Source organism: Citrobacter sp. Cc139 (assembly GCF_030334645.1).
Classification (GTDB): Bacteria; Pseudomonadota; Gammaproteobacteria; order Enterobacterales; family Enterobacteriaceae; genus Citrobacter; species Citrobacter werkmanii.
The window spans coordinates 212,906-233,960 of sequence record NZ_JAOWDM010000082.1; the positions used below are offsets into that span (position 1 = coordinate 212,906).

Sequence of the window (21,055 nt, forward strand, 5' to 3'; positions counted from 1 at the left end):
GCCAGATATCCGTTATCTTCGCAGGGAATTGCCAGATAGCGTATAAAGCAAAACACAAATCTATCCATGCAAGCATTTACCGCTGGTTTATCCGGCGGTTTTTTTTATTGCTGGCCAGGGAAAAGGTGCAGGAAAGGCGATTCAGGTAAAAAAATGGCCCCTTGTGCAGTGACGCTACAAGGGGCCGGTTCGGTGCAGGACTATCGTCGTTCATCAATCATCCCATCTGTGGCTAAAATACGCGGCCAGAAAACCGGAAAATAAAATAATTCCCAGAACAGCCATAAAAATATTCATATTACCCAGCATAGTAAATGCTCCTTTATCTGTGAGTTTCCTCTCTTACCTTAAGTTCACCTCGCTTATGACTATAGTAGCAATTGCAACTTAAACAAAGGCTGAACTGTATGATTATTTCGTCTGAAATGTAAAAAATTGACGCGATTTTGTCGGGGAAAATAAATAATAGTGACAAGGCGCGCTTATCCTCGGCAAATTAACCACCATTTTATGCTGAGTGCCAAAGTCATTGTTATACGACCCCCATGCAAATTGTTGCACGGTTATAATGCAACGCTGTCTCATGGTGGTTCAATTTTCCTGGCGATCCGCCTTATTGGCGAAATATTTTCATCCAGTCACTGAACCGTACCACTCTAATGCTTTGATTTTATAAGGTATTTTAATATCTGGCATCATTTTTGCCTTATCACTTCTGAATCCCCTTAATTTGCACCGTTTTGTCTGCCCGGCTGCACCGGAGCTTTCAGCGAATCTAATTTCAGGAGTGAAACTATGCAGCGTCGTACAATTTTAAAAGCTTTTGCGTTATCGGCCTCCGTTATGGCAATGGGCATGAGTTTTAGTGTCCAGGCGGCTGACACTATTAAAGTGGGCATCATGCATTCGTTATCCGGAACGATGGCGATTTCCGAAACGCCGTTGAAAGATGTGGCGTTGATGACTATTGATGAAATCAATGCGCAGGGCGGCGTGTTGGGCAAAAAGCTGGAGCCGGTGGTGGTTGATCCAGCCTCGAACTGGCCTTTATTTGCTGAAAAAGCTCGACAGTTGCTAAGTCAGGACAAAGTAGCGGCGGTGTTCGGGTGCTGGACATCGGTTTCGCGTAAATCGGTGTTACCGGTATTCGAGGAGTTAAATGGTTTGCTGTTTTATCCGGTGCAGTATGAAGGCGAGGAAATGTCGCCTAACGTCTTTTATACCGGCGCGGCGCCTAATCAGCAGGCGATCCCGGCTGTTGAGTATCTGATGAGTGAGGACGGCGGCAGTGCGAAACGCTTCTTCCTGCTGGGGACTGATTATGTTTATCCGCGCACGACTAATAAAATTCTCCGTGCCTTTTTGCATTCGAAAGGTGTTGCCGATAAAGACATCGAAGAGGTGTATACCCCGTTTGGACACAGTGATTATCAGACCATTGTCGCCAGCATTAAAAAATTCGCCGCAGGGGGAAAAACGGCGGTGGTCTCAACCATCAACGGTGATTCTAATGTTCCATTCTATAAAGAGTTAGCGAACCAGGGGCTGAAAGCCACCGATGTTCCGGTGGTGGCCTTCTCCGTAGGTGAGGAAGAATTGCGCGGTATTGATACGAAACCGTTGGTAGGTAACCTTGCCGCCTGGAACTACTTTGAGTCTGTGGATAATGCGGCTAACAAGAAGTTTGTCGCGGATTACCGGGCGTATGCCAAAGCGCACAAATTACCGAATGCGGATTCGGTTGTGACAAACGACCCAATGGAAGCCACCTGGGTTGGTCTGCATATGTGGGCACAGGCAGTAGAAAAAGCCGGAACTACCGATGTGGATAAAGTCCGTGCTGCAATGGCAGGGCAATCATTCGCCGCGCCATCTGGCTTTACCCTCACGATGGATGCCACCAACCATCATCTGCACAAACCTGTCATGATTGGCGAGATTGAAAGCAACGGTCAGTTTAACGTGGTGTGGCAAACCGATGAGCCGGTCCGCGCCCAGCCGTGGAGCCCGTATATCGCCGGCAATGATAAAAAATCTGAACAACCCGTAAAAACTGCCAGCAACTGATCTTATGCCCTCCTGCGGGAGGGCAACGCTTAGGAGAATGCTCATGAAAGTCATGCGCTTTATTCGTGGTGTGATGTTGCTGACGTGGTTTTTGCCGTGGATAGCGCAGGCATCAGATGCCGATACTTTTACCGCTGCCAACCGGGCGCAGCAGGCCACCTTGCTTGAACAATGGGCGATGAATCCCGACTTTCAGCGTTTACCCGTGCTTAAGGCGCTGCGAGATGAAAACCTGCTGACCGATAATGCGAAACATGCGTTTGTCATGGATGGTTCGCGAGTACAAGCGCTGGGGACGGCGGCAGCGCCAGACGGCGAGCTAAAAAAAGTCCGTCTGACTAACCGACTGCGCAATCTGGTCGCCGGAACGCTGGCTGCGCATCAACTTTTAAGTGACAGTGTCACAGTTAGGGTTGATGCCGCACGCATATTACAGCGTGAGGCGATGCCTGGCATGCTGCCATTTTTACAGCAACGACTGGCGCAGGAATCGGATGCTGACGTGAAATCTGCACTGGTTATTGCGCTGGCTAACCTGCAACTGACCAGTGCATCACCAGAGGTCAGGCGGCAGGCAATTGAACTGTTGGGGGCGTCAAACGACCCTGAAACCCAGGCGAAATTACAACCTTTCACCCGTGCAGAGCATGAACCTGATGCCCGCGTTCGCGCTGCCGCCGACGAAAGTCTGAATTCCATCGCACACCGCATGAAGGTTGGCGATCTTCTTGGGCAAGCCTTTATGGGATTGTCTCTGGGCTCGATTTTGCTACTGGCGGCGTTGGGTCTGGCGATTACTTACGGGTTACTCGGCGTCATCAATATGGCGCATGGCGAGATGTTAATGCTCGGCGCTTACTGTACCTGGATGGTGCAACAGCTGATGGGGCAGTTTCTCCCGCAATGGTTAGCCTGGTATCCGGTCATTGCGCTTCCGGTCGCCTTTTTACTTACCGCGGCAGTAGGAATGTTGCTGGAGCGCGGCGTGATCCGCCATTTATATGGCCGTCCGCTTGAAACACTGCTGGCGACATGGGGGATCAGCCTGATGCTGATCCAGTTGGTACGAATGACCTTTGGCGCGCAAAACCTCGAAGTCGCCAATCCGACATGGCTTTCCGGGGGGATTCAGGTCTATGCCAATCTGATTTTGCCGTGGAACCGAATTGTGGTGCTTGGCTTTGCCATGCTGGTGCTGTTCTTCACCTGGCTATTGTTGAATAAAACCCGTCTGGGGCTGCGTGTGCGCGCGGTGACGCAAAACCGCAATATGGCGGCCTGCTGCGGCGTGCCCACCGGGCGAGTCGATATGCTGGCCTTTGGACTGGGTTCAGGGATTGCCGGGCTGGGTGGCGTGGCGCTGTCGCAGTTGGGTAACGTGGGGCCGGAGCTGGGGCAAAGTAACATTATTGATTCGTTTCTGGTGGTGGTGCTTGGCGGCGTTGGACAACTCGCCGGGAGTGTGGCAGCGGCGTTTGGTCTCGGGATCTTCAATAAAATTCTTGAGCCTCAGGTGGGGGCTGTTCTCGGCAAAATTATGATCCTCGTGCTGATCATTCTGTTTATCCAGAAACGACCTCAGGGACTTTTCGCATTGAAAGGGAGGGTTATTGACTAATGACTATGCCAATGACATTAACGCTGGCACGAAAAGCGCCGCGCGTGACACGCATCCTGGGGCTGTTTTTGCTGCTGGCGCTCATTATTCTGCCATTTCTGGCGCTACTCCCCGCGGATCATCCGCTGGCAATCTCCATCTGGACGCTGACGCTGGCCGGGAAAATCCTGTGTTATGCCATTGTGGCGGTGGCACTGGATCTGGTGTGGGGCTATGCCGGAATGCTCTCACTGGGCCATGGCATTTTCTTTGCGCTGGGGGGATATGCGATGGGGATGTACCTGATGCGTCAGGCCTCCGGCGAAGGACTACCGGCTTTTATGTCGTTTCTGTCGTGGACCGAACTGCCCTGGTTTTGGTGGGGAACGCAACATTTTATCTGGGCTATGCTGCTGGTTGTGCTGGTGCCCGGCCTGCTGGCGCTGGTGTTTGGCTGGTTTGCTTTTCGCTCAAAAATCAAGGGCGTCTATTTCTCTATCATGACTCAGGCCCTGACTTTCGCTGGCATGTTGCTGTTTTTCCGTAACGAAACCGGGTTTGGTGGAAATAACGGTTTCACCGGATTTACCACTATTCTGGGGTTCCCTGTGACCGCGACCTCAACCCGTATCGCGCTGTTTCTGGCAACGGTGATGCTACTGGTGCTGGCGTTGTGGCTGGGACTGGCGCTGGCGCGCAGTAAGTTTGGTCGTATCCTGACCGCCGTGCGCGATGCCGAGAATCGGCTGATGTTCTGTGGCTATGATCCGAAAGGTTTCAAGCTGCTGGTGTGGACGCTTTCTGCTGTGTTGTGCGGGCTGGCTGGTGCGCTGTATGTTCCGCAGGTGGGCATCATTAACCCCAGCGAAATGTCACCGACCAACTCGATTGAAGCGGCGATTTGGGTCGCCCTCGGCGGTCGTGGAACCCTGATTGGCCCGGTTTTTGGCGCTGTGTTGGTGAACGGCGCTAAAAGTCTGTTTACGGTGGTCATGCCCGAATACTGGCAACTGTTTCTTGGCCTGATTTTTATTGGCGTTACGCTGTTTTTACCCCGTGGCGTGATTGGCCTGTTTCGCAAAGGAGACAAATAATGCAGCCAGATGAAGGTCTTTTTACCCGCCAGTTGCCAGGGGACAGATTTCGCAATCAAACCGACCCGGTGTTACAGCTGGAAAAAATCAACGTGAACTTTGATGGGTTTCAGGCGCTAACGGATCTCACGCTCAATATTGGCGTAGGGGAACTGCGCTGCATTATTGGTCCTAATGGCGCCGGAAAAACGACGTTGATGGATGTCATTACCGGCAAAACCAGACCGCAAAGCGGTCGTGCGATTTACGATCAGTCTATTGATTTAATGACGTTTGATTCTATTGCCATTGCGCGCCAGGGGATTGGACGAAAATTTCAGAAGCCCACGGTATTTGAAGCGCTAACGGTGGCGGAGAATCTGGAACTGGCACTGAAAAATGATAAATCAGTTTGGGGTTCTTTACGGGCTCGCCTTTCTGGTGAACAACGGGATCGCATCGATGAAATGCTGGCGCTGTTACGTCTGGGCAACGAGCGCGAACGCCGTGCCGGGCTGCTTTCGCATGGACAAAAACAGTTTCTTGAGATCGGCATGCTGCTGGTCCAGGAGCCGCATTTACTACTACTGGATGAGCCGGCGGCAGGGATGACCGATGCGGAGACGGAATACACCGCGGAGCTGTTTCGCCAGCTTGCCGGAAAGCACTCGCTGATGGTTGTTGAGCATGACATGGGATTTGTCGAGACGATTGCAGACCATGTCACGGTGCTGCATCAGGGGCGAGTTCTGGCCGAAGGAAGCCTGCGCGATGTGCAGGCTAATGAGCAGGTTATTGAAGTTTATCTTGGACGATAAGGAGGGCTGATGCTACAGGTAAATGAACTGAATCAGTATTATGGCGGCAGCCATATTCTGCGTGGCGTGAGCTTTGAAGCGCGTATCGGCGAGGTGACGTGTCTGCTGGGGCGTAACGGCGTGGGAAAAACAACGCTACTAAAATGCCTGATGGGACTTATTCCTGCCCGCAGTGGAAGCGTGCTCTGGCAGGAAAAAAATGTCACGCACTGGAAGCCACATCAACGGGTCAGAGCCGGTGTGGCGTACGTACCGCAGGGCCGCGATATTTTTCCGCGTCTGACAGTGGAAGAGAACCTGCTGCTGGGCCTTTCCCGCTTTTCAGCACATGACGCCCGGCGCGTGCCGGATGATATTTACGCGCTATTTCCAGTGCTACAGGAGATGAAGTATCGACGGGGCGGAGATTTGTCCGGCGGACAGCAGCAGCAACTGGCTATTGGACGGGCGCTGGCCAGTCGCCCGCAGTTGTTGATCCTTGATGAGCCGACCGAGGGGATCCAGCCGTCAGTAATAAAAGAGATTGGTCAGGTTATTTCTCAACTGGCGCACCGGGGCGATATGGCCATTTTGCTGGTGGAACAGTTCTATGATTTTGCGCAGCAGTTGGCTGACAAATACCTGCTTATGTCGCGCGGAAGTATTATTCAAAGCGGTTTCGGCGAGAATATGGAATCCGAGGGAGTACGAGGGCTGGTGGCCATTTGAGATACGCGACAGAACCACTCTGGCTCTGTCGCGATGACAATCAGCAGACTACCGTCTGATCCCAGGGTTTGGCGCGCATACCCTTTATCATTAACGCCCAGGCAAGGACAATCGCCACGATCAGCGCCACAAACAGCGACCACGGCGGGAATGTGGTCAAAATAACGCCACTGACCAATGGATTTACCGCGGCGCCAAGCCAGCCCAGGGACTGGGCGGAAAAATAGCTGGCTTTCATACCAGCCGGGGCGATGTTATCGATCAGCATGTATTCGCCTGGGGCGTAAATGACCTCGCCGATCGTGAAAAGGGCAGCAGAAATACCCCAGAACCACAGGCTGTTGCCGGAAAACATGAAGCCAACCAGACCGAGCACAAAGAAGATTGTGCCTACTGTCATCAGCGGTCGAATGTTAGCGGCAGTGATCCTGCGTCCGAGGGCATATTGCAGCGATACCACAATGGCGGCATTGACGGGCAGAACGACCGCTACCACTTTTTCGGCAAAATCACCGTTGGCGACCACCATCACGTATTGCGAAATACAGGAAGCAAACGCGCCGCCAACAAATGACGCCAGAAATGCCGACAACGTGAACCAACACAATGCTCTGTCGCGCAGGAGCACCGAGGGTGACCAAACCGCGGCGTTTGAACTTTCTGATGCTGCATTGGAACGTTTTACCCACGTCTGGATAAACACCAGTGGTAAAGCCGAGCAGGCGGCCGCCAGCCAGAACGGTAAGTTAATACTTTGCATCACCAGTAGCGTGCCCAGCGGGGGGCCAACGGTCCAGCCGATGTTCAGCACGGTATAGTTAAGCGAGAAAATTTTCGTTTTGTTGGTGGCAGAGAGATTATCGGCAAACCAGGCTTTCAGCACCGTTGCGAAGACGGAGTAGGCGCAGTTGATCAGGGCGAAGAGCAGTACCACCACCACCACGTTATGCACCAGTGGGATCGCAATAAAACCAGAGGCAAAACCGCAGATAGCCAGCAGCATGTAGCGTTTTTTATCGAACTTGTCGGCCAGAATACCAAAGCCAAGGCTGAAAACGACGCCAATAGTCAGGGCGACCGTCATTGCATAACCGATCAGATCGACGCTCAGGTTATACTGCCGACTGAGGTAAATCGTCATAAATGGCAGCGTAGCGCCACGCCCAATGGTTAATAACAAAGATGATGCAAGTAACGCGAGAGTGGACCGTCTCAGAGAGATATTCATTTTCCTGCCCGACAATGCATGTTGTTATGTTTTTTTTAGATATCAGAAACAAATAGCATGGTAAAAGTGTGATGTACACCCAATAAGTTGTCGGAAAATGCCCTCAGCAGCCTACCTGAATTAATGATCTGTTCCGGTACAATGATTTCCGTTACCTTAACTTTTTTACAAAAATTTAATATTTACAAGGGCGGTGGTATGTCACGTAAAGACGGGTTGTTAGCGTTGCTGGTCGTCGTCGTTTGGGGCCTGAACTTTGTCGTCATTAAAGTGGGTCTGCACAATATGCCGCCATTGATGCTGGCAGGATTGCGTTTTTTACTGGTGGCGTTTCCGGCGATATTCTTTATTGCCCGCCCGAAAATCCCGCTTTCGCTGTTACTCGGTTATGGCCTGACTATCAGTTTTGGGCAGTTCGCATTTCTCTTTAGCGCCATCAAATTCGGCATGCCTGCCGGATTAGCTTCTCTGGTATTACAGGCTCAGGCATTTTTCACCATCATCCTGGGGGCATTCGCTTTTGGCGAGCGTTTGCACGGGAAACAGCTGGTAGGGATTGCGCTGGCCGTGTTTGGCGTACTGGTACTGATTGAAGCCAGTCTGAACGGACAGCATGTCGGCATGCTCGGTTTTATGCTGACGCTGGCGGCAGCGCTAAGCTGGGCCTGCGGCAATATCTTTAACAAAAAAATAATGCAGCATACGGCGCGTCCGGCGGTGATGTGCCTGGTTGTGTGGAGCGCCTTAATTCCCATTATTCCGTTCTTTTTGGCATCCGCACTGCTTGATGGTCCGACACAAATTGTGCAGAGTCTGGTGGCGATAGATATGACCACCATTTTGTCACTGGTTTATCTGGCGTTTGTGGCGACCATTGTGGGTTACGGCATCTGGGGGTCTTTGCTCGGACGTTATGAAACCTGGCGGGTAGCGCCGCTGTCGCTGTTAGTGCCCGTTGTCGGTCTGGCAAGTGCGGTGGTGCTGCTGGATGAAACGCTCACGGGTTTGCAACTGCTGGGTGCGCTGCTGATTATGGCTGGGCTGTATATTAATGTGTTTGGCTTTCGTTTGCGCAAGATAGCGCAGGTGAGAGGGTAATAAAAAGCCCCGCCGTGGCGGGGCAAAAACGAATTACAGGTTGCGCGTATTGTAATAAGGCACACCCAATTCGTCGGACTTATCGCTGCCGGCACCCATATGATTAAAATCGAACGGGGACTGATCGTGCGCAGGGGGCATAATCATCGCGTCACGGCTGTTCTGGGTGGCTGGTTGCGCGGTCTGTTCCGCCATGCTCTGGCCCGAAACAATCAACAGCAGGGCCAGCATCGCATAAGACAGAATTTTCATCATTTCCTCGGTTACGTCGTTTGGCGATTAGCAATTACACTGATTGAGCGGAAGCAAATAGCGTGACTCGCCGTGCATATTGGTCATACGGTATTTATGCGGCGGAACATCAAAATAGTTTTTGAACGTTCTGGTCAGGGTTTGCTGAGACTCAAATCCGTAACGTTCCGCCAGGTAAAGAATCGGCTCGTTACTTTCTTTTAATTTTTGTGCTATTTCAGTCATTTTACGGCTGCGGATGTATTGACCCAGTGAATGACCGGTTTCTTTTTTAAACATCCGTTGCAGGTGCCATTTGGAGTAACCTGAACGCTCAGACACTTTTTCCAGCGAGAGCGGCGATTCAAGGTTATTTTCGATCCAGTCCAAAATGCTATGAATAGTGATTGTGTCAGTATTGCGTCTGGACATCGTCATACCTCTTTTCTGTTTACGGCAGAATTCTCTTAAGCAAATGCTCAAGCGTGGCTACTTCATCCGCCGTTAAGTTTTTTGTTAGTTCCTGGTGCAGGTCTTGCCCGACTAATTGGTGACACTGCTCGCAAATTGCTGCGCCATGCTCGGTGAGTTTCACCAGCACGCCACGCTTATCGTGTGGATTCGGAAGCCTTTCTATCCAGCCTTTACAGGCCAGTCTGTCCAGCATCCGCGTCAGGGCGCCAAGATCGACAGACAGCACTTTTTTCAATTCGACAGGGGTGATGCACACCGCGCAACGGATGGAGCAGAGCACTTTGAACTGTGATGCCGTGATATCCAGCGGTGACAGATAGTCGTTTAGCAAACGATCTTTTTTCTGATTAACCATGTAGATCAAACGCCCCAGTGGGATGATTTCGTTAAACAGATCACTGGTGCTTTTCACAATGGTTGCCCTGGCAAGTAGTTAGTCACGGCTGATATTATTGCTTAGGCAAATATAAGTCAAATAAATGGGGCGGAAAATGCCACGTTTTGCTAAATCCGCAGGCTCATCAACAGATGTATATAATTTTAACAGTTTGATAATTATGGCTTATAGGTGCAGGTGAAAAATGAATCCTTACACCGTGAAAATGGCTTATCTCTCGGGTTTCACCTTATACTTGCCGTTGACGATTAACGCACAGGAAAGATGACATTATGATGGACTTGTTTAAAGCAATAGGACTGGGGCTGGTAGTCCTGTTACCGTTGGCAAACCCGTTAACCACCGTGGCGTTGTTCCTTGGCCTTGCTGGTAACATGAATAGCGCGGAGCGTAACCGTCAGTCCCTGATGGCGTCTGTGTATGTGTTTGCCATCATGATGGTGGCGTACTATGCCGGACAACTGGTGATGAATACCTTCGGGATTTCAATCCCCGGATTACGAATTGCGGGTGGGTTAATCGTTGCGTTTATCGGTTTTCGGATGTTGTTTCCACAACAAAAGGCGCATGAGTCTCCTGAGGCGAAAAGCAAGTCAGAGGAGCTGGAAGATGAACCGACTGCCAATATTGCATTTGTACCGCTGGCAATGCCAAGCACCGCTGGTCCGGGCACGATAGCAATGATCATCAGCTCGGCGTCAACCGTCCGTCATGGCTCCGAATTTCCAGATTGGGTAATTATGGTTGCGCCGCCGATAATTTTTGCGGTTGTCGGCGTTATCCTGTGGGGGTGTTTACGCAGTTCTGGTGGGATTATGCGCCTGGTAGGCAAAGGCGGCATAGAAGCTATTTCGCGTCTGATGGGCTTCCTGCTGGTGTGTATGGGCGTGCAGTTTATTATTAACGGCGTGCTGGAAATTATTAAAACTTACGCTTAAAAAAACGGGCCCGGTATTATTTTACCAGGCCCGTTTTTTATGAATGTTGAGGCTGCTCTTCGAGCGATACTGGCCATTTACGAAAGATAATCACCGACCATACCAACGCGACAACGGCAGGCACTGCGCCTGTATAACCAATCGTTGACATCGACCAGTGCAAACTCACCTGATTTCCCACCAGCGCGCCAGCGCCAATGCCGATATTAAAGATACCGGAGAACAGTGCCATTGCGACATCGGTGGCATCCGGGGCCAGCGCCAGCACTTTTACCTGCATGCCAAGGCCGATCAACATAATCGCGATGCCCCAGAAAATACTCAGGATGGCGAGGTGCATTTCGCTGTCAGCGGCTGGTAGCAGCAGCACCAGACACACCGTCAGCAGGGCAATGGCGCTACTGATAAGCATGGACGCATGAAGGTTACCCAGTTTGCCAAATATCACACTACCAATAATACCCGCGCCGCCCAGAATCAGTAGCAGCACGGTAGCAAAGTTAGCACTCAGTCCGGCGACGGTCTGTACAAACGGTTCAATGTAGCTATAAGCCGTGTAGTGGGCGGTGACCACAATCACCGTCAGCACATACAGACTCATCAATGCCGGACGGTGGAATAACACCGGCAAACTTTTAAGTGAACCGGAGTGTTCGCTGGGCAATTCAGGCAGTAACTTAATCAGGCAGAGCAGGGTGACTAACGCCCCCATGCCGATGGCAAAGAACGTGGTGCGCCAGCCAAAATACTGACCGACGATACGCCCGATAGGCAGACCCAGCACCATTGCCAGCGCGGTGCCGGTAGCAATCAGGCTAAGCGCCTGCGCGCGTTTTCCTGCCGGGGCCAGACGAATTGCCAGCGATGCAGTAATGGACCAGAAAATAGCGTGCGCAAAGGCGATACCAATGCGGCTAATCACCAGCACGGTGAAATTCCATGCCAGGAAAGAGAGGACATGGCTGGCGATGAACACGACAAACAGACAGATCAGGAGCTTGCGTCGTTCCACCTGGCTGGTGAGCAGCATGAAAGGAAGCGACATTAGGGCAACAACCCAGGCGTAGATCGTCAGCATGATCCCGACCTGAGCGGTCTGCATATTAAAACTTTGTGCAATGTCGGACAGCAAACCGACAGGGACAAACTCTGTGGTATTGAAAATAAAACCGGCAATGGCGAGCGTAACTACACGTAGCCACGCCACTTTGCGGGAAACAGTGTCTGTTGTCATAGTGAATCAGTGGATTAGCTGCGAAAAGGTAAGATCGCGATCTTAAAACGTTTGCTGGTGAAAATACAATCATTTCGTGATGCGGATCTCATTTTTACAGCTGCGGGTTCAATACCTCAATAAAGGCTTCCAGTTGCCTCGTCATCGCCCCCCTTCGCCAGACCAGCCACGTATTCAGCCAGCGCCAGTTTTCGCTCAATGGCCAGGCGTTGACCTGATGGTGTCCGGGCATACTCTCCAGCATCGAACGTGGAATCAGCGCGATACCCGCACCGGCAATAACGCAGGCCAGCATCCCATGGTATGACTCCATTTCATGAATGGTACCCGGCATGGCGCGATCGGCATGAAACCAGCTTTCAAAGTGTCGGCGGTAGGAACAGTTGGCGCGAAACGCGTAAATACTGCAGCCGTTGACGTCGCTGGCCCGCTGGATGGGAGGGTGACCGTGCGGGGTGACAATCATCATCTCTTCACGATAGACCGGAATACCCTCAAGTCCGGGGTGGGTAATAGGGCCATCGGCAAAGGCAGCGTTCAGCGTACCGTCGAGCACGCCGTCCACCATGGTGCCAGAGGGACCTGTCGCCAGTGCAAACTGAATTTTCGGGTACCGTTGGTTATATTCAGCCAGCGTTGCAGGAATACGCACCGCGGCGGTGCTTTCCAGCGATCCGAGCGAAAACAAGCCCTGCGGTTCATCCCCGGCGACCACCATTCTCGCTTCCTCAACCAGCGCCAGGATCCGCTGACTGTAGCGTAAAAAGTTATGCCCGGAGGGGGAAAGCCGCAGGCGCTGGTTTTCACGAATAAACAGATCGACGCCAAGATCGGCCTCAAGTTGGCGTATACGGGTAGTGAGATTGGACGGCACGCGGTGCACCTTCGCTGCGGCCTGCGTAATGCTGCCGGTCTCCGCGACGGCATTGAACATTTCCAGTTGCGTCAGATCCATAATATTCTCTAATCGTGAATGGTGTGGTTAATATTATTCATTTTTCAGAAAGAGTAAATATGCTCATGATATAACCATACCCTGCGATAAAGAGAGGCATCTATGACTATCACAGCAGCAACACATGCTATTTCGGTTGATCCTACCAGCGGTGAAAGACTGACGGCGATGCCGTGGGCCAGCACTGAAGAGATTGCTCAGGCACTGAGTCTTGCGGCAAGTGGCTACAGTGAATGGAAACAGACTACCGTCGCGCACCGCGCGCATACGCTGCGTCATATCGGCCAGGCCCTGCGTAATCGCGCGGAAGAGATGGCGCAGTGTATTTCACGTGAAATGGGTAAACCCATCAAACAGGCTCGGGGTGAAGTCGCCAAGTCAGCCGCGTTGTGTGACTGGTACGCCGAACATGGACCCGCGATGCTGAACCCGGAGCCCACACTGGTGGAAAATAACCAGGCGGTGATTGAGTATCGTCCGCTTGGAACTATTCTGGCGATCATGCCGTGGAATTTCCCGCTGTGGCAGGTGCTGCGTGGCGCCATTCCGATTCTGCTGGCCGGAAATGGCTATTTGTTAAAGCATGCGCCTAACGTAACCGGCTGTGCTGCGATTATTGCACAGGTTTTTGCTGATGCAGGCGTACCAGCCGGTGTTTACGGTTGGGTCAATGCCGATAACGCCGGCGTCAGTCAGATGATTAACGACCCGCGCATCGCGGCGGTCACGGTAACGGGTAGCGTACGCGCCGGTGCGGCGATTGGTGCTCAGGCGGGGGCGGCGCTGAAAAAATGCGTACTTGAACTGGGTGGTTCCGATCCGTTTATTGTCCTGAATGATGCCGATCTCGATCTGGCCGTTAAAGCGGCAGTCGCCGGACGTTATCAGAATACCGGGCAGGTTTGTGCGGCAGCGAAGCGCTTTATTATCGAAGAAGGGATTGCAGAAGAATTTACTGCGCGTTTTGTGGCGGCCGCGAGCACGCTCAAAATGGGCGATCCGTTAAACGAAGAAAACGACCTTGGACCGATGGCGCGATTTGATCTGCGTGATGAGTTACATCAGCAGGTTGAAGCATCCCTGGCCGAAGGGGCGAAGTTACTTCTTGGCGGTGAAAAAATAGCAGGTCAGGGCAATTACTATGCCGTGACGGTACTGGGCGGCGTAACGCCAGAAATGACGGCTTTCCGTCAGGAGCTGTTTGGTCCGGTTGCGGCGATCACCGTTGCCAGGAATGCGGAACATGCTCTGGCGCTGGCGAATGACAGTGATTTTGGATTATCCGCCACGGTGTTCACTGCGGATGACGCGCTGGCCCAGAATATGGCCTCTCGTCTGGAGTGTGGAGGCGTATTCATCAATGGTTACAGCGCCAGCGATGCCCGTGTAGCGTTTGGCGGCGTGAAGAAAAGTGGTTTTGGTCGCGAGCTTTCACATTTTGGCCTGCATGAGTTTTGTAATGTGCAGACCGTCTGGAAAAACCGACTCTGAAGGTGAGGGTGCCTCCGTCGGGGGCACCTGTCTGATCTCGGCATATTTTTGTCATTGACTCTTCGTCCGCTGACACCTAATGGTCTGACGCAGCGTATTCAGCTCTGTTATACTCGCAGGCCTTTCATACCTGCGAGCAAGGAGCATGTTGTGGCCAGGGCCATGGACAATTCAATTTTAGAGACCATTGTACAGCAGGTTCGTCCGCTGATTGGTCAGGGTAAGGTCGCTGATTATATTCCTGCGTTAGCTTCTGTCGACGGTTCAAAACTGGGCATCGCCATCTGTACCGTCGATGGGCAGCACTATCAGGCAGGGGATGCACAAGAACGCTTTTCTATTCAGTCGATTTCGAAGGTATTAAGCCTGGTCGTGGCGATGCGTCACTATCAGGAAGAGGAGATCTGGCAACGCGTTGGCAAAGATCCGTCCGGTCATCCTTTTAATTCCCTGGTGCAGTTGGAACTGGAGCAGGGTATCCCGCGTAATCCCTTTATTAACGCCGGGGCGCTGGTGGTTTGCGACATGCTGCAAGGGCGTCTGAGCGCACCACGTCAACGGATGCTGGAAGTGGTCCGGGCATTAAGCGGCGTCCCGGATATCGCCTACGATGCGACGGTGGCGCGATCAGAGTTTGAGCATTCCGCACGTAACGCGGCTATTGCCTGGTTGATGAAATCGTTCGGCAATTTTAACCATGACGTGACCACTGTTTTGCAAAACTATTTTCACTACTGTGCATTGAAAATGAGCTGTGTGGAACTGGCGCGAACTTTCGTATTTCTGGCGAATCAGGGCCATGCCTTCCATCTTGAGGAGCCCGTAGTGACGCCGATGCAGGCCCGACAAATCAACGCGCTGATGGCGACCAGTGGGATGTATCAGAACGCAGGGGAATTTGCCTGGCGGGTTGGGTTGCCGGCAAAATCTGGTGTGGGTGGCGGTATCGTGGCCATCGTTCCACACGAGATGGCGATTGCTGTCTGGAGTCCGGAACTGGACCCAGCGGGAAATTCACTGGCGGGTATCGCCGCGCTGGAGCAACTAACGCAACAAATGGGGCGTTCGGTTTACTGATGAATACGCTCGATCCTCTTTTTGCCCGGCTGGCGAAATCGACGTTTCGCTCGCGGTTTCGCCTCGGCCAGAAAGAAAGGCAGTATTGTCTGGATAAAGGCGCGCCGGTTATTGAACAACATGCAGCCGATTTTATTGCCAAACGGCTGGCTCCCGCTTTTCCCGCTAATGATGGGAAGCAGACGCCAATGCGTGGTCACCCGGTTTTTATCGCGCAGCACGCGACGGCGACCTGCTGTCGGGGGTGTCTGGCAAAATGGCATGACATTCCTCAGGGTGTGGCGCTTAACGAACAACAGCAACGTTACGTTGTCACGGTTATTTATCACTGGTTAGTGATTCAAATGAACAAGCCATAGATAACATTATCCTATGATACAATCCCTTGTGTTATGTAATTGTTAAAAGCAAGCTTAGGGGGTCAATCTAAGGAGAAAAAATGGCTTCCTGCAAACCCTGCTTCGTGCTGAATGCGGCCCAGATTCTGTCGAGAATCGACGAGCTCAGCGATGTCCTTGAACAGTGCGTCAATGATGGCGCCTCCGTCAGCTTTATGCTGCCTTTTAATCGTGAGAAATCACGGCCTTTCTGGATGAACGTCGCGCAAAGCGTTGCCCGTGGGGAAAGACTCGTTCTTGGCGCCCAGAATGCCCGGGGAACGCTTGTCGGTACCGTCCAGCTCATTATCGATCAACCTGAAAACCAACCTCATCGCGCCGATGTCGCTAAGCTGCTGGTTCATACTTCTGCGCGGCGGAGCGGGATTGCCCGGGAACTGATGAACGAGCTGGAAAGTTGTGCGCGTCAAAGGGGCAAAACGTTGCTGGTGCTCGATACGGCGACGGGCTGTGGCGCGGAGTTGTTCTACCACAAGTGTGGGTGGCAAAAAGCAGGAGTGATACCTGACTATGCCAAAATGCCTGACGGGACGCTGACCGGGACCACACTTTTTTATAAAACTCTCTAATTTGTCGCTGGGGATTGATCAAAACAGGGTTTCAATGTATTAAAGTTTGCTAACCTATTGGACCAATTCAATCAGGTTGTATGACTAATTAAAAAGGGAACCCATTGTGCAAACTTTAAATCGTCGCGATTTCCCCGGTGCTCAGTATCCTGAACGCATTATTCAGTTTGGTGAAGGAAACTTCCTGCGCGCCTTCGTTGACTGGCAAGTCGATCTGCTGAATGAGCATACCGATCTTAACTCTGGTGTGGTCATTGTCCGACCTATCGAAAGTACTTTCCCTCCATCACTGAGTACACAGGACGGCCTTTATACCACCATCATTCGTGGTTTGAATGAGAAGGGCGAGGCCGTAAGCGACGCCCGTTTGATTCGTTCGGTTAACCGCGAGATCAGCGTCTATAGTGAATACGATGAGTTCCTGAAGCTGGCGCATAACCCTGATATGCGTTTTGTTTTCTCCAATACCACCGAAGCCGGCATCAGCTATCATGCTGGTGATAAGTTTGAGGATGCGCCAGCGGTGAGTTATCCAGCCAAACTGACCCGACTGCTGTTCGAGCGTTTCAGCCATTTTAATGGCGCGTCGGATAAAGGCTGGATAATCATTCCTTGTGAACTGATTGATTACAATGGTGATGCGCTGCGTGAACTGGTTCTGCGCTATGCCCAGGAGTGGGCATTGCCGGAAGCATTTATCCAATGGCTGGATCAGGCCAACGCCTTTTGCTCCACGCTGGTGGACCGTATTGTCACCGGCTATCCACGTGATGAAGTCGCGAAGCTTGAAGCGGAACTGGGTTATCACGATGCGTTTCTGGACACCGCAGAACACTTCTATCTGTTTGTTATCCAGGGGCCGAAGTCATTAGCCGCTGAGTTGCGTCTGGATAAATATCCGCTGAATGTCCTGATAGTTGATGACATCAAACCGTATAAAGAACGGAAAGTGGCGATTCTCAACGGCGCACATACCGCATTGGTTCCCGTTGCCTGGCAGGCTGGGTTGGATACCGTGGGGGAGGCCATGAATGACGCGGAGATTCGCGCCTTCGTGGAAAAAGCGATCTATGAAGAAATTATTCCAGTGCTGGATTTGCCACGCGATGAGCTGGCGTCTTTTGCCAGCGCGGTGACAGGTCGATTCTGCAACCCGTATATCAAACATCAGTTGTTGTCGATTGCCCTGAACGGCATGACTAAATTCCGCACTCGCATCTTGCCGCAACTGCTGGCGGGGCAACAGGCCAGCGGTAAACTGCCTGCGCGTCTGACATTTGCGCTTGCCGCGTTGATTGCGTTCTACCGTGGAGAGCGTAACGGTGAGTCTTACCCGGTTCAGGATGATGCGCACTGGATGACGCGTTTTCAACAGCTATGGTCCCAGCATCATGACCGCCAGATAAGCACCGAAGAGCTGGTTAAAGCTGTGCTGGCCGTTACAGAACACTGGGAACAGGATCTGACAGAAGTTTCCGGACTGGTAGAACAGGTTACTGCCGATCTGGATAGCATTCTGCTAAAAGGCATGCGCGAAGCCGTTAAACCACTGTGCTAATACGCAGACCCGGCTCAGGCCGGGTTTTTTACAGATCTTACTTAGTTACAACATACTATAGTTTTCTACTTTTATGGTGACGGTCTGCCACTTCAGCGCATTGTCCGTTCAGCAGGAGGAAAGATGTTTAGATAGTGTTGCGATTAGCTTGCAACATTGATCATGTTCGCGTCTAATGTGACGGATTTCACATTTTCCCGAAGATAACCATGATCGTTCGCCCCCAACAACACTGGCTACGCCTGATATTCGTCTGGCATGGGTCGGTATTATCTAAAATTTTTTCACGTCTGCTGCTGAACTTCCTGCTCTCCATCGCCGTTATTATCATGCTGCCGTGGTATACGATGCTGGGCATCAAATTTACCCTGGCGCCGTTCAGCATTCTCGGCGTGGCGATTGCTATCTTTTTAGGTTTTCGTAATAACGCCTGTTATTCACGTTATGTTGAGGCTCGACACCTGTGGGGGCAGTTGATGATTGCTTCCCGGTCGCTGCTACGTGAAGTAAAAACTACCTTGCCGGACGACAGCGAACTGGGACAGTTTGTTCGTCTGCAAATCGCCTTTGCCCACTGTTTACGCATGACTTTACGCCGTCAGCCACAGGCTGAACCATTGGCGAAATACCTTAGTGAGGAGGATCTGCGAATAGTATTTGCCTCACAATCACCGGCAAATCGCATTCTGTTGCTGATGGGGGAATGGTTAGCTGTACGTCGGCGCAATGGTCAACTGCCAGACATATTATTCCATAGTTTAAACAATAGGTTAAATGATATGTCTGCGGTGCTGGCAGGATGTGAACGGATCGCGAATACCCCCGTCCCGTTTGCTTATACCTTGATCCTTCATCGCACGGTCTATCTGTTTTGCATCATGTTGCCATTCGCGTTGGTGGTAGATTTACATTACATGACGCCGTTTATCTCAGTGCTGATTTCCTATACTTTTATTTCGCTCGATACGCTTGCAGAAGAGCTGGAAGATCCGTTTGGTACAGAGAACAACGACCTCCCGCTGGATGCGATTTGCAATGCGATTGAAATCGATTTGTTACAGATGAATGATGAAACAAACGTGCCAGCAAAACACATTCCGGATAAGCATTACCAACTCACTTAGTTACATTCTTTTGCCACCATGTAGGCAGCATATCTGAAAAAGAATGAAATTCCGGCGTCAGGTCTTCATCGTCAGGATCGTCAAAAGCGCCAGCTAACAGCGCAATAACCGGGGCGTCATCAATGGCGCCTACGGAACTGCCACACTGAGGGCAAAATGCCCGACTTGACGTCTCAGAAGAGCGCCAGGTTGTCGGTTTTCCGGCTTTACCGGTCCACGTTACATTTTCTGCATTAAACTCAATCCAGACGACGGTTGGTGCGCCCGTATGTTTCCGACATATATCGCAGGAGCAGGTATGGGAATTATTAGGACTGCTGGCCGCGAAGCGAATCGAACCACACAGACAGCCACCAATGTAGACTTTAGACATGACAACTCCTGTCAGAAACACGTTGCCAGACACTAGCAGATGACAGGCTTTGCCACTAGATCCTCATGATAAAAAGGCGAGGGCGCGCATGGCAGATAGTCAGCTCCTGTGATGCACTTATAATAAACGCTTAATCATTACGTCTGGCTACGATAAATAACCGCGGAAAGGCCAGCAAAATTTTACCGTTTTCCTGCAGAGGATATTGTTCCTGAAGTAGCTCATGATAACGCGCGAGGTAAAGATGTTGCTCATTTTCGCTCAAATCACGCAACCAGGGCCGCAGGCCCGTTGAGCTTACCCAGTCGATAATCGATTGATGTGAATCCATAACGTGATAATACGTTGTGCGCCAGATATCCACCTCACAACCCGCTTCAGTCAAAATATCATAGTAGGCGTGAACGCCAGGAAGCGGCGAGCGGCCCCGGTCAGGGTAACCTTTTTCATAAGCCACTTCACGCATCAAAACATGCGTTGGCTCTAGCCAGTTATCCGGCATTTGTACAGCCAGCACGCCATTGCGAGCCAGTAGCGATACCAGATGCGGGAACAATTCATAGTGATCGGGAACCCACTGCAATGAGGCATTGGCATACAGCAGGTCCAGAAGCTGCTCTGTCTGGAATGAACGAATGTCCGCTTCAATAAAACGGCATGTCGGTAATGCATTGCGCGCCTCATTAAGCATGGCGGGTGAGGTATCAACCCCGGTAATTACAGCCGAGGGCCAGCGCTGATGCAGTAATGCCGTACTGTTTCCCGGACCACAGCCAAGATCGACCACTGAATGGACATTCTCTAACGCCACTCTGCTGAGTAATTCCGCAGCGGGTCTTGATCGTTCAGTTTCATATTGCAGATAAAGCGCAGGATTCCAGTCGGCCATGAATGCATCTCCAGTATGAGAGAAGAAGGCGGAAAGGGGCACATAAGTCCTTGCCGATGAGCCATTTCTTTTAGAAGATTATATGAAAATACAGGAGAAGGGCAGAAATATGCTGGAAACATCAAGACTGATTTTACGCCCGTGGGAAGACAAAGACAAAGCCCCGTTTGCCGCGTTAAATGCCGATCCGGACGTGATGCGTTTTTTTCCGGCTCCGCTGCAACGAACGGAAAGCGACAACCTGGCTGCCAGATTCCAGGAAGGCATTACAGAGCGCGGCTGGGGATTCTGGGCCGTTGAACTTAAAGAAACACACCAGTTTGTGGGGTGTGTAGGTTTACATCCACAACCTGATAAATTTCACTTTTCACCCTGTACCGAAATAGGCTGGCGTCTTGCTAAATCCTTCTGGCACCAAGGGCTGGCATTGGAGGCCGCCGAGGCGTGTCTGACGTTTGCTTTCGAGGAACTGGCGTTAAGTGAGGTGGTTTCATTTACGTCGGTGCTGAATAAACCGTCAGAGCGTCTGATGATACGGTTGGGCATGAATAAAACTGAAGAGTTCGTGCATCCCGCATTGCCCTCTGATCACCGGTTAGCACAACACATCCTGTATCGGAGGGGGGCAATTTGATTACCGTTTTTCGAAAAGTAAGCGATGTCTCATGGAGCAGTGTATAACGATTACCTACTTGTCAAAGCTCACCAGAATTGTCTAATCACTGGCTCGTTAGAAATGTCCAAATGTTGAAAAGTCT

General features: G+C 51.5%; 24 protein-coding genes. 14 read left to right on the forward strand and 10 right to left on the reverse strand.

The window, feature by feature from the left end:
- Positions 1 to 76: 76 nt before the first annotated feature.
- Positions 77 to 214: a hypothetical protein gene (locus OGV69_RS25335; RefSeq protein WP_419866971.1), complete on the reverse strand. Its 138-nt coding sequence runs from the start codon at positions 212 to 214 to the stop codon at positions 77 to 79.
- The gene (gene mgtS, locus OGV69_RS13230) at positions 214 to 309 is read right to left on the reverse strand and encodes a protein MgtS (protein WP_003032406.1); all 96 of its coding nucleotides are present in this window, start codon (positions 307 to 309) and stop codon (positions 214 to 216) included. Before mgtS ends, OGV69_RS25335 begins: the two co-directional genes overlap by 1 nt.
- A 486-nt stretch (positions 310 to 795) precedes the next feature.
- Between mgtS and urtA the strand changes: the two genes are divergently transcribed.
- Genes urtA through urtE form a run of 5 tightly spaced genes read left to right on the forward strand, consistent with a single transcriptional unit; the run spans position 796 to position 6,263 of the window.
- Positions 796 to 2,067, forward strand: coding sequence for an urea ABC transporter substrate-binding protein (urtA, locus tag OGV69_RS13235; RefSeq protein WP_038640537.1), 1,272 nt, complete (start codon positions 796 to 798; stop codon positions 2,065 to 2,067).
- 43 nt (positions 2,068 to 2,110) lie between these two features.
- Positions 2,111 to 3,685 carry an urea ABC transporter permease subunit UrtB gene (gene urtB / locus OGV69_RS13240; protein ID WP_069325026.1) on the forward strand — a complete coding sequence of 525 codons (1,575 nt, stop codon included), beginning with the start codon at positions 2,111 to 2,113 and terminating at the stop codon, positions 3,683 to 3,685.
- The gene (urtC, locus tag OGV69_RS13245) at positions 3,685 to 4,758 is read left to right on the forward strand and encodes an urea ABC transporter permease subunit UrtC (protein WP_069325027.1); all 1,074 of its coding nucleotides are present in this window, start codon (positions 3,685 to 3,687) and stop codon (positions 4,756 to 4,758) included. Before urtB ends, urtC begins: the two co-directional genes overlap by 1 nt.
- Positions 4,758 to 5,555 (forward strand): urea ABC transporter ATP-binding protein UrtD, encoded by a 798-nt coding sequence (urtD, locus tag OGV69_RS13250; protein ID WP_038640542.1) that lies wholly within the window; start codon positions 4,758 to 4,760, stop codon positions 5,553 to 5,555. Before urtC ends, urtD begins: the two co-directional genes overlap by 1 nt.
- A 9-nt stretch (positions 5,556 to 5,564) precedes the next feature.
- Entirely contained in the window at positions 5,565 to 6,263 is a 699-nt protein-coding gene (gene urtE / locus OGV69_RS13255) for an urea ABC transporter ATP-binding subunit UrtE (RefSeq protein ID WP_069325028.1), read from the forward strand.
- 40 nt (positions 6,264 to 6,303) lie between these two features.
- Here urtE and ydeE read toward each other — a convergent pair whose 3' ends face one another.
- The gene (gene ydeE / locus OGV69_RS13260) at positions 6,304 to 7,491 is read right to left on the reverse strand and encodes an efflux MFS transporter YdeE (protein ID WP_069325029.1); all 1,188 of its coding nucleotides are present in this window, start codon (positions 7,489 to 7,491) and stop codon (positions 6,304 to 6,306) included.
- Between the two features lie 198 nt (positions 7,492 to 7,689).
- Between ydeE and eamA the strand changes: the two genes are divergently transcribed.
- Complete coding sequence (gene eamA / locus OGV69_RS13265) at positions 7,690 to 8,589, forward strand: O-acetylserine/cysteine exporter (RefSeq protein ID WP_069325071.1); 900 nt, start codon at positions 7,690 to 7,692, stop codon at positions 8,587 to 8,589.
- A gap of 33 nt (positions 8,590 to 8,622) precedes the next feature.
- Here the strand turns inward: eamA and marB are convergent, their stop codons facing one another.
- From marB to marR, 3 genes are read right to left on the reverse strand one after another with little or no spacing between them, the layout of a single operon-like run.
- The gene (gene marB / locus OGV69_RS13270; RefSeq protein ID WP_069325030.1) at positions 8,623 to 8,841 is read right to left on the reverse strand and encodes a multiple antibiotic resistance protein MarB; all 219 of its coding nucleotides are present in this window, start codon (positions 8,839 to 8,841) and stop codon (positions 8,623 to 8,625) included.
- 27 nt (positions 8,842 to 8,868) lie between these two features.
- Positions 8,869 to 9,252, reverse strand: a complete 384-nt coding sequence (gene marA / locus OGV69_RS13275) for an MDR efflux pump AcrAB transcriptional activator MarA (RefSeq protein WP_003032424.1) — start codon at positions 9,250 to 9,252, stop codon at positions 8,869 to 8,871.
- A 19-nt stretch (positions 9,253 to 9,271) separates the two neighbouring features.
- Positions 9,272 to 9,706, reverse strand: coding sequence for a multiple antibiotic resistance transcriptional regulator MarR (marR, locus tag OGV69_RS13280; RefSeq protein ID WP_042308445.1), 435 nt, complete (start codon positions 9,704 to 9,706; stop codon positions 9,272 to 9,274).
- A gap of 257 nt (positions 9,707 to 9,963) precedes the next feature.
- Here marR and OGV69_RS13285 point away from each other — a divergent pair, with 257 nt between their 5' ends.
- On the forward strand, positions 9,964 to 10,629 hold the full coding sequence (locus tag OGV69_RS13285; RefSeq protein ID WP_061381352.1) for a MarC family NAAT transporter: 666 nt from the start codon (positions 9,964 to 9,966) through the stop codon (positions 10,627 to 10,629).
- A 37-nt stretch (positions 10,630 to 10,666) separates the two neighbouring features.
- On the opposite strand, the gene OGV69_RS13290 is transcribed toward OGV69_RS13285, so the two are convergent.
- Together OGV69_RS13290 and ptrR are read right to left on the reverse strand one after the other, a co-directional pair.
- The gene (locus tag OGV69_RS13290) at positions 10,667 to 11,863 is read right to left on the reverse strand and encodes a sugar transporter (RefSeq protein WP_069325031.1); all 1,197 of its coding nucleotides are present in this window, start codon (positions 11,861 to 11,863) and stop codon (positions 10,667 to 10,669) included.
- A gap of 94 nt (positions 11,864 to 11,957) precedes the next feature.
- Entirely contained in the window at positions 11,958 to 12,818 is an 861-nt protein-coding gene (ptrR, locus tag OGV69_RS13295) for a putrescine utilization regulator PtrR (protein ID WP_069325032.1), read from the reverse strand.
- A gap of 102 nt (positions 12,819 to 12,920) precedes the next feature.
- Here ptrR and sad point away from each other — a divergent pair, with 102 nt between their 5' ends.
- The 6 genes from sad (at position 12,921) to OGV69_RS13325 (ending at position 19,035) form a co-directional block, all read left to right on the forward strand.
- Positions 12,921 to 14,309, forward strand: a complete 1,389-nt coding sequence (gene sad / locus OGV69_RS13300) for a succinate-semialdehyde dehydrogenase (RefSeq protein WP_069325033.1) — start codon at positions 12,921 to 12,923, stop codon at positions 14,307 to 14,309.
- Positions 14,310 to 14,459: 150 nt separating this feature from the next.
- Positions 14,460 to 15,386 carry a glutaminase B gene (gene glsB / locus OGV69_RS13305; RefSeq protein ID WP_038640560.1) on the forward strand — a complete coding sequence of 309 codons (927 nt, stop codon included), beginning with the start codon at positions 14,460 to 14,462 and terminating at the stop codon, positions 15,384 to 15,386.
- Positions 15,386 to 15,745, forward strand: coding sequence for a DUF4186 domain-containing protein (locus tag OGV69_RS13310; RefSeq protein ID WP_038640562.1), 360 nt, complete (start codon positions 15,386 to 15,388; stop codon positions 15,743 to 15,745). The genes glsB and OGV69_RS13310 overlap by 1 nt, the downstream gene beginning before the upstream one ends.
- A gap of 80 nt (positions 15,746 to 15,825) precedes the next feature.
- Positions 15,826 to 16,353: a GNAT family N-acetyltransferase gene (locus OGV69_RS13315; RefSeq protein WP_069325034.1), complete on the forward strand. Its 528-nt coding sequence runs from the start codon at positions 15,826 to 15,828 to the stop codon at positions 16,351 to 16,353.
- 106 nt (positions 16,354 to 16,459) lie between these two features.
- Positions 16,460 to 17,911: a tagaturonate reductase gene (locus tag OGV69_RS13320; RefSeq protein WP_069325035.1), complete on the forward strand. Its 1,452-nt coding sequence runs from the start codon at positions 16,460 to 16,462 to the stop codon at positions 17,909 to 17,911.
- 209 nt (positions 17,912 to 18,120) lie between these two features.
- Positions 18,121 to 19,035 carry a bestrophin family protein gene (locus OGV69_RS13325; RefSeq protein WP_069325036.1) on the forward strand — a complete coding sequence of 305 codons (915 nt, stop codon included), beginning with the start codon at positions 18,121 to 18,123 and terminating at the stop codon, positions 19,033 to 19,035.
- On the opposite strand, the gene OGV69_RS13330 is transcribed toward OGV69_RS13325, so the two are convergent.
- Together OGV69_RS13330 and tam are read right to left on the reverse strand one after the other, a co-directional pair.
- Entirely contained in the window at positions 19,028 to 19,408 is a 381-nt protein-coding gene (locus tag OGV69_RS13330; RefSeq protein ID WP_069325037.1) for a GFA family protein, read from the reverse strand. The two genes, OGV69_RS13325 and OGV69_RS13330, sit on opposite strands and share 8 nt — an antisense overlap.
- A gap of 130 nt (positions 19,409 to 19,538) precedes the next feature.
- Positions 19,539 to 20,297 (reverse strand): trans-aconitate 2-methyltransferase, encoded by a 759-nt coding sequence (gene tam / locus OGV69_RS13335; protein WP_204563495.1) that lies wholly within the window; start codon positions 20,295 to 20,297, stop codon positions 19,539 to 19,541.
- 109 nt (positions 20,298 to 20,406) lie between these two features.
- On the opposite strand from tam, the gene OGV69_RS13340 reads away from it, so the two are divergent.
- Positions 20,407 to 20,931, forward strand: coding sequence for a GNAT family N-acetyltransferase (locus tag OGV69_RS13340; protein WP_069325039.1), 525 nt, complete (start codon positions 20,407 to 20,409; stop codon positions 20,929 to 20,931).
- Positions 20,932 to 21,055 lie beyond the last annotated feature (124 nt).

Bases quoted from the DNA above. Each gene is read 5' to 3' on its own strand.
- OGV69_RS25335 (WP_419866971.1), bottom strand. From the start codon at position 214: ATGAACGACGATAGTCCTGCACCGAACCGGCCCCTTGTAGCGTCACTG.
- mgtS (WP_003032406.1), bottom strand. From the start codon at position 309: ATGCTGGGTAATATGAATATTTTTATGGCTGTTCTGGGAATTATTTTA.
- urtA (WP_038640537.1), top strand. From the start codon at position 796: ATGCAGCGTCGTACAATTTTAAAAGCTTTTGCGTTATCGGCCTCCGTT.
- urtB (WP_069325026.1), top strand. From the start codon at position 2,111: ATGAAAGTCATGCGCTTTATTCGTGGTGTGATGTTGCTGACGTGGTTT.
- urtC (WP_069325027.1), top strand. From the start codon at position 3,685: ATGACTATGCCAATGACATTAACGCTGGCACGAAAAGCGCCGCGCGTG.
- urtD (WP_038640542.1), top strand. From the start codon at position 4,758: ATGCAGCCAGATGAAGGTCTTTTTACCCGCCAGTTGCCAGGGGACAGA.
- urtE (WP_069325028.1), top strand. From the start codon at position 5,565: ATGCTACAGGTAAATGAACTGAATCAGTATTATGGCGGCAGCCATATT.
- ydeE (WP_069325029.1), bottom strand. From the start codon at position 7,491: ATGAATATCTCTCTGAGACGGTCCACTCTCGCGTTACTTGCATCATCT.
- eamA (WP_069325071.1), top strand. From the start codon at position 7,690: ATGTCACGTAAAGACGGGTTGTTAGCGTTGCTGGTCGTCGTCGTTTGG.
- marB (WP_069325030.1), bottom strand. From the start codon at position 8,841: ATGAAAATTCTGTCTTATGCGATGCTGGCCCTGCTGTTGATTGTTTCG.
- marA (WP_003032424.1), bottom strand. From the start codon at position 9,252: ATGTCCAGACGCAATACTGACACAATCACTATTCATAGCATTTTGGAC.
- OGV69_RS13285 (WP_061381352.1), top strand. From the start codon at position 9,964: ATGATGGACTTGTTTAAAGCAATAGGACTGGGGCTGGTAGTCCTGTTA.
- OGV69_RS13290 (WP_069325031.1), bottom strand. From the start codon at position 11,863: ATGACAACAGACACTGTTTCCCGCAAAGTGGCGTGGCTACGTGTAGTT.
- ptrR (WP_069325032.1), bottom strand. From the start codon at position 12,818: ATGGATCTGACGCAACTGGAAATGTTCAATGCCGTCGCGGAGACCGGC.
- sad (WP_069325033.1), top strand. From the start codon at position 12,921: ATGACTATCACAGCAGCAACACATGCTATTTCGGTTGATCCTACCAGC.
- OGV69_RS13310 (WP_038640562.1), top strand. From the start codon at position 15,386: ATGAATACGCTCGATCCTCTTTTTGCCCGGCTGGCGAAATCGACGTTT.
- OGV69_RS13315 (WP_069325034.1), top strand. From the start codon at position 15,826: ATGGCTTCCTGCAAACCCTGCTTCGTGCTGAATGCGGCCCAGATTCTG.
- OGV69_RS13325 (WP_069325036.1), top strand. From the start codon at position 18,121: ATGATCGTTCGCCCCCAACAACACTGGCTACGCCTGATATTCGTCTGG.
- OGV69_RS13330 (WP_069325037.1), bottom strand. From the start codon at position 19,408: ATGTCTAAAGTCTACATTGGTGGCTGTCTGTGTGGTTCGATTCGCTTC.
- tam (WP_204563495.1), bottom strand. From the start codon at position 20,297: ATGGCCGACTGGAATCCTGCGCTTTATCTGCAATATGAAACTGAACGA.
- OGV69_RS13340 (WP_069325039.1), top strand. From the start codon at position 20,407: ATGCTGGAAACATCAAGACTGATTTTACGCCCGTGGGAAGACAAAGAC.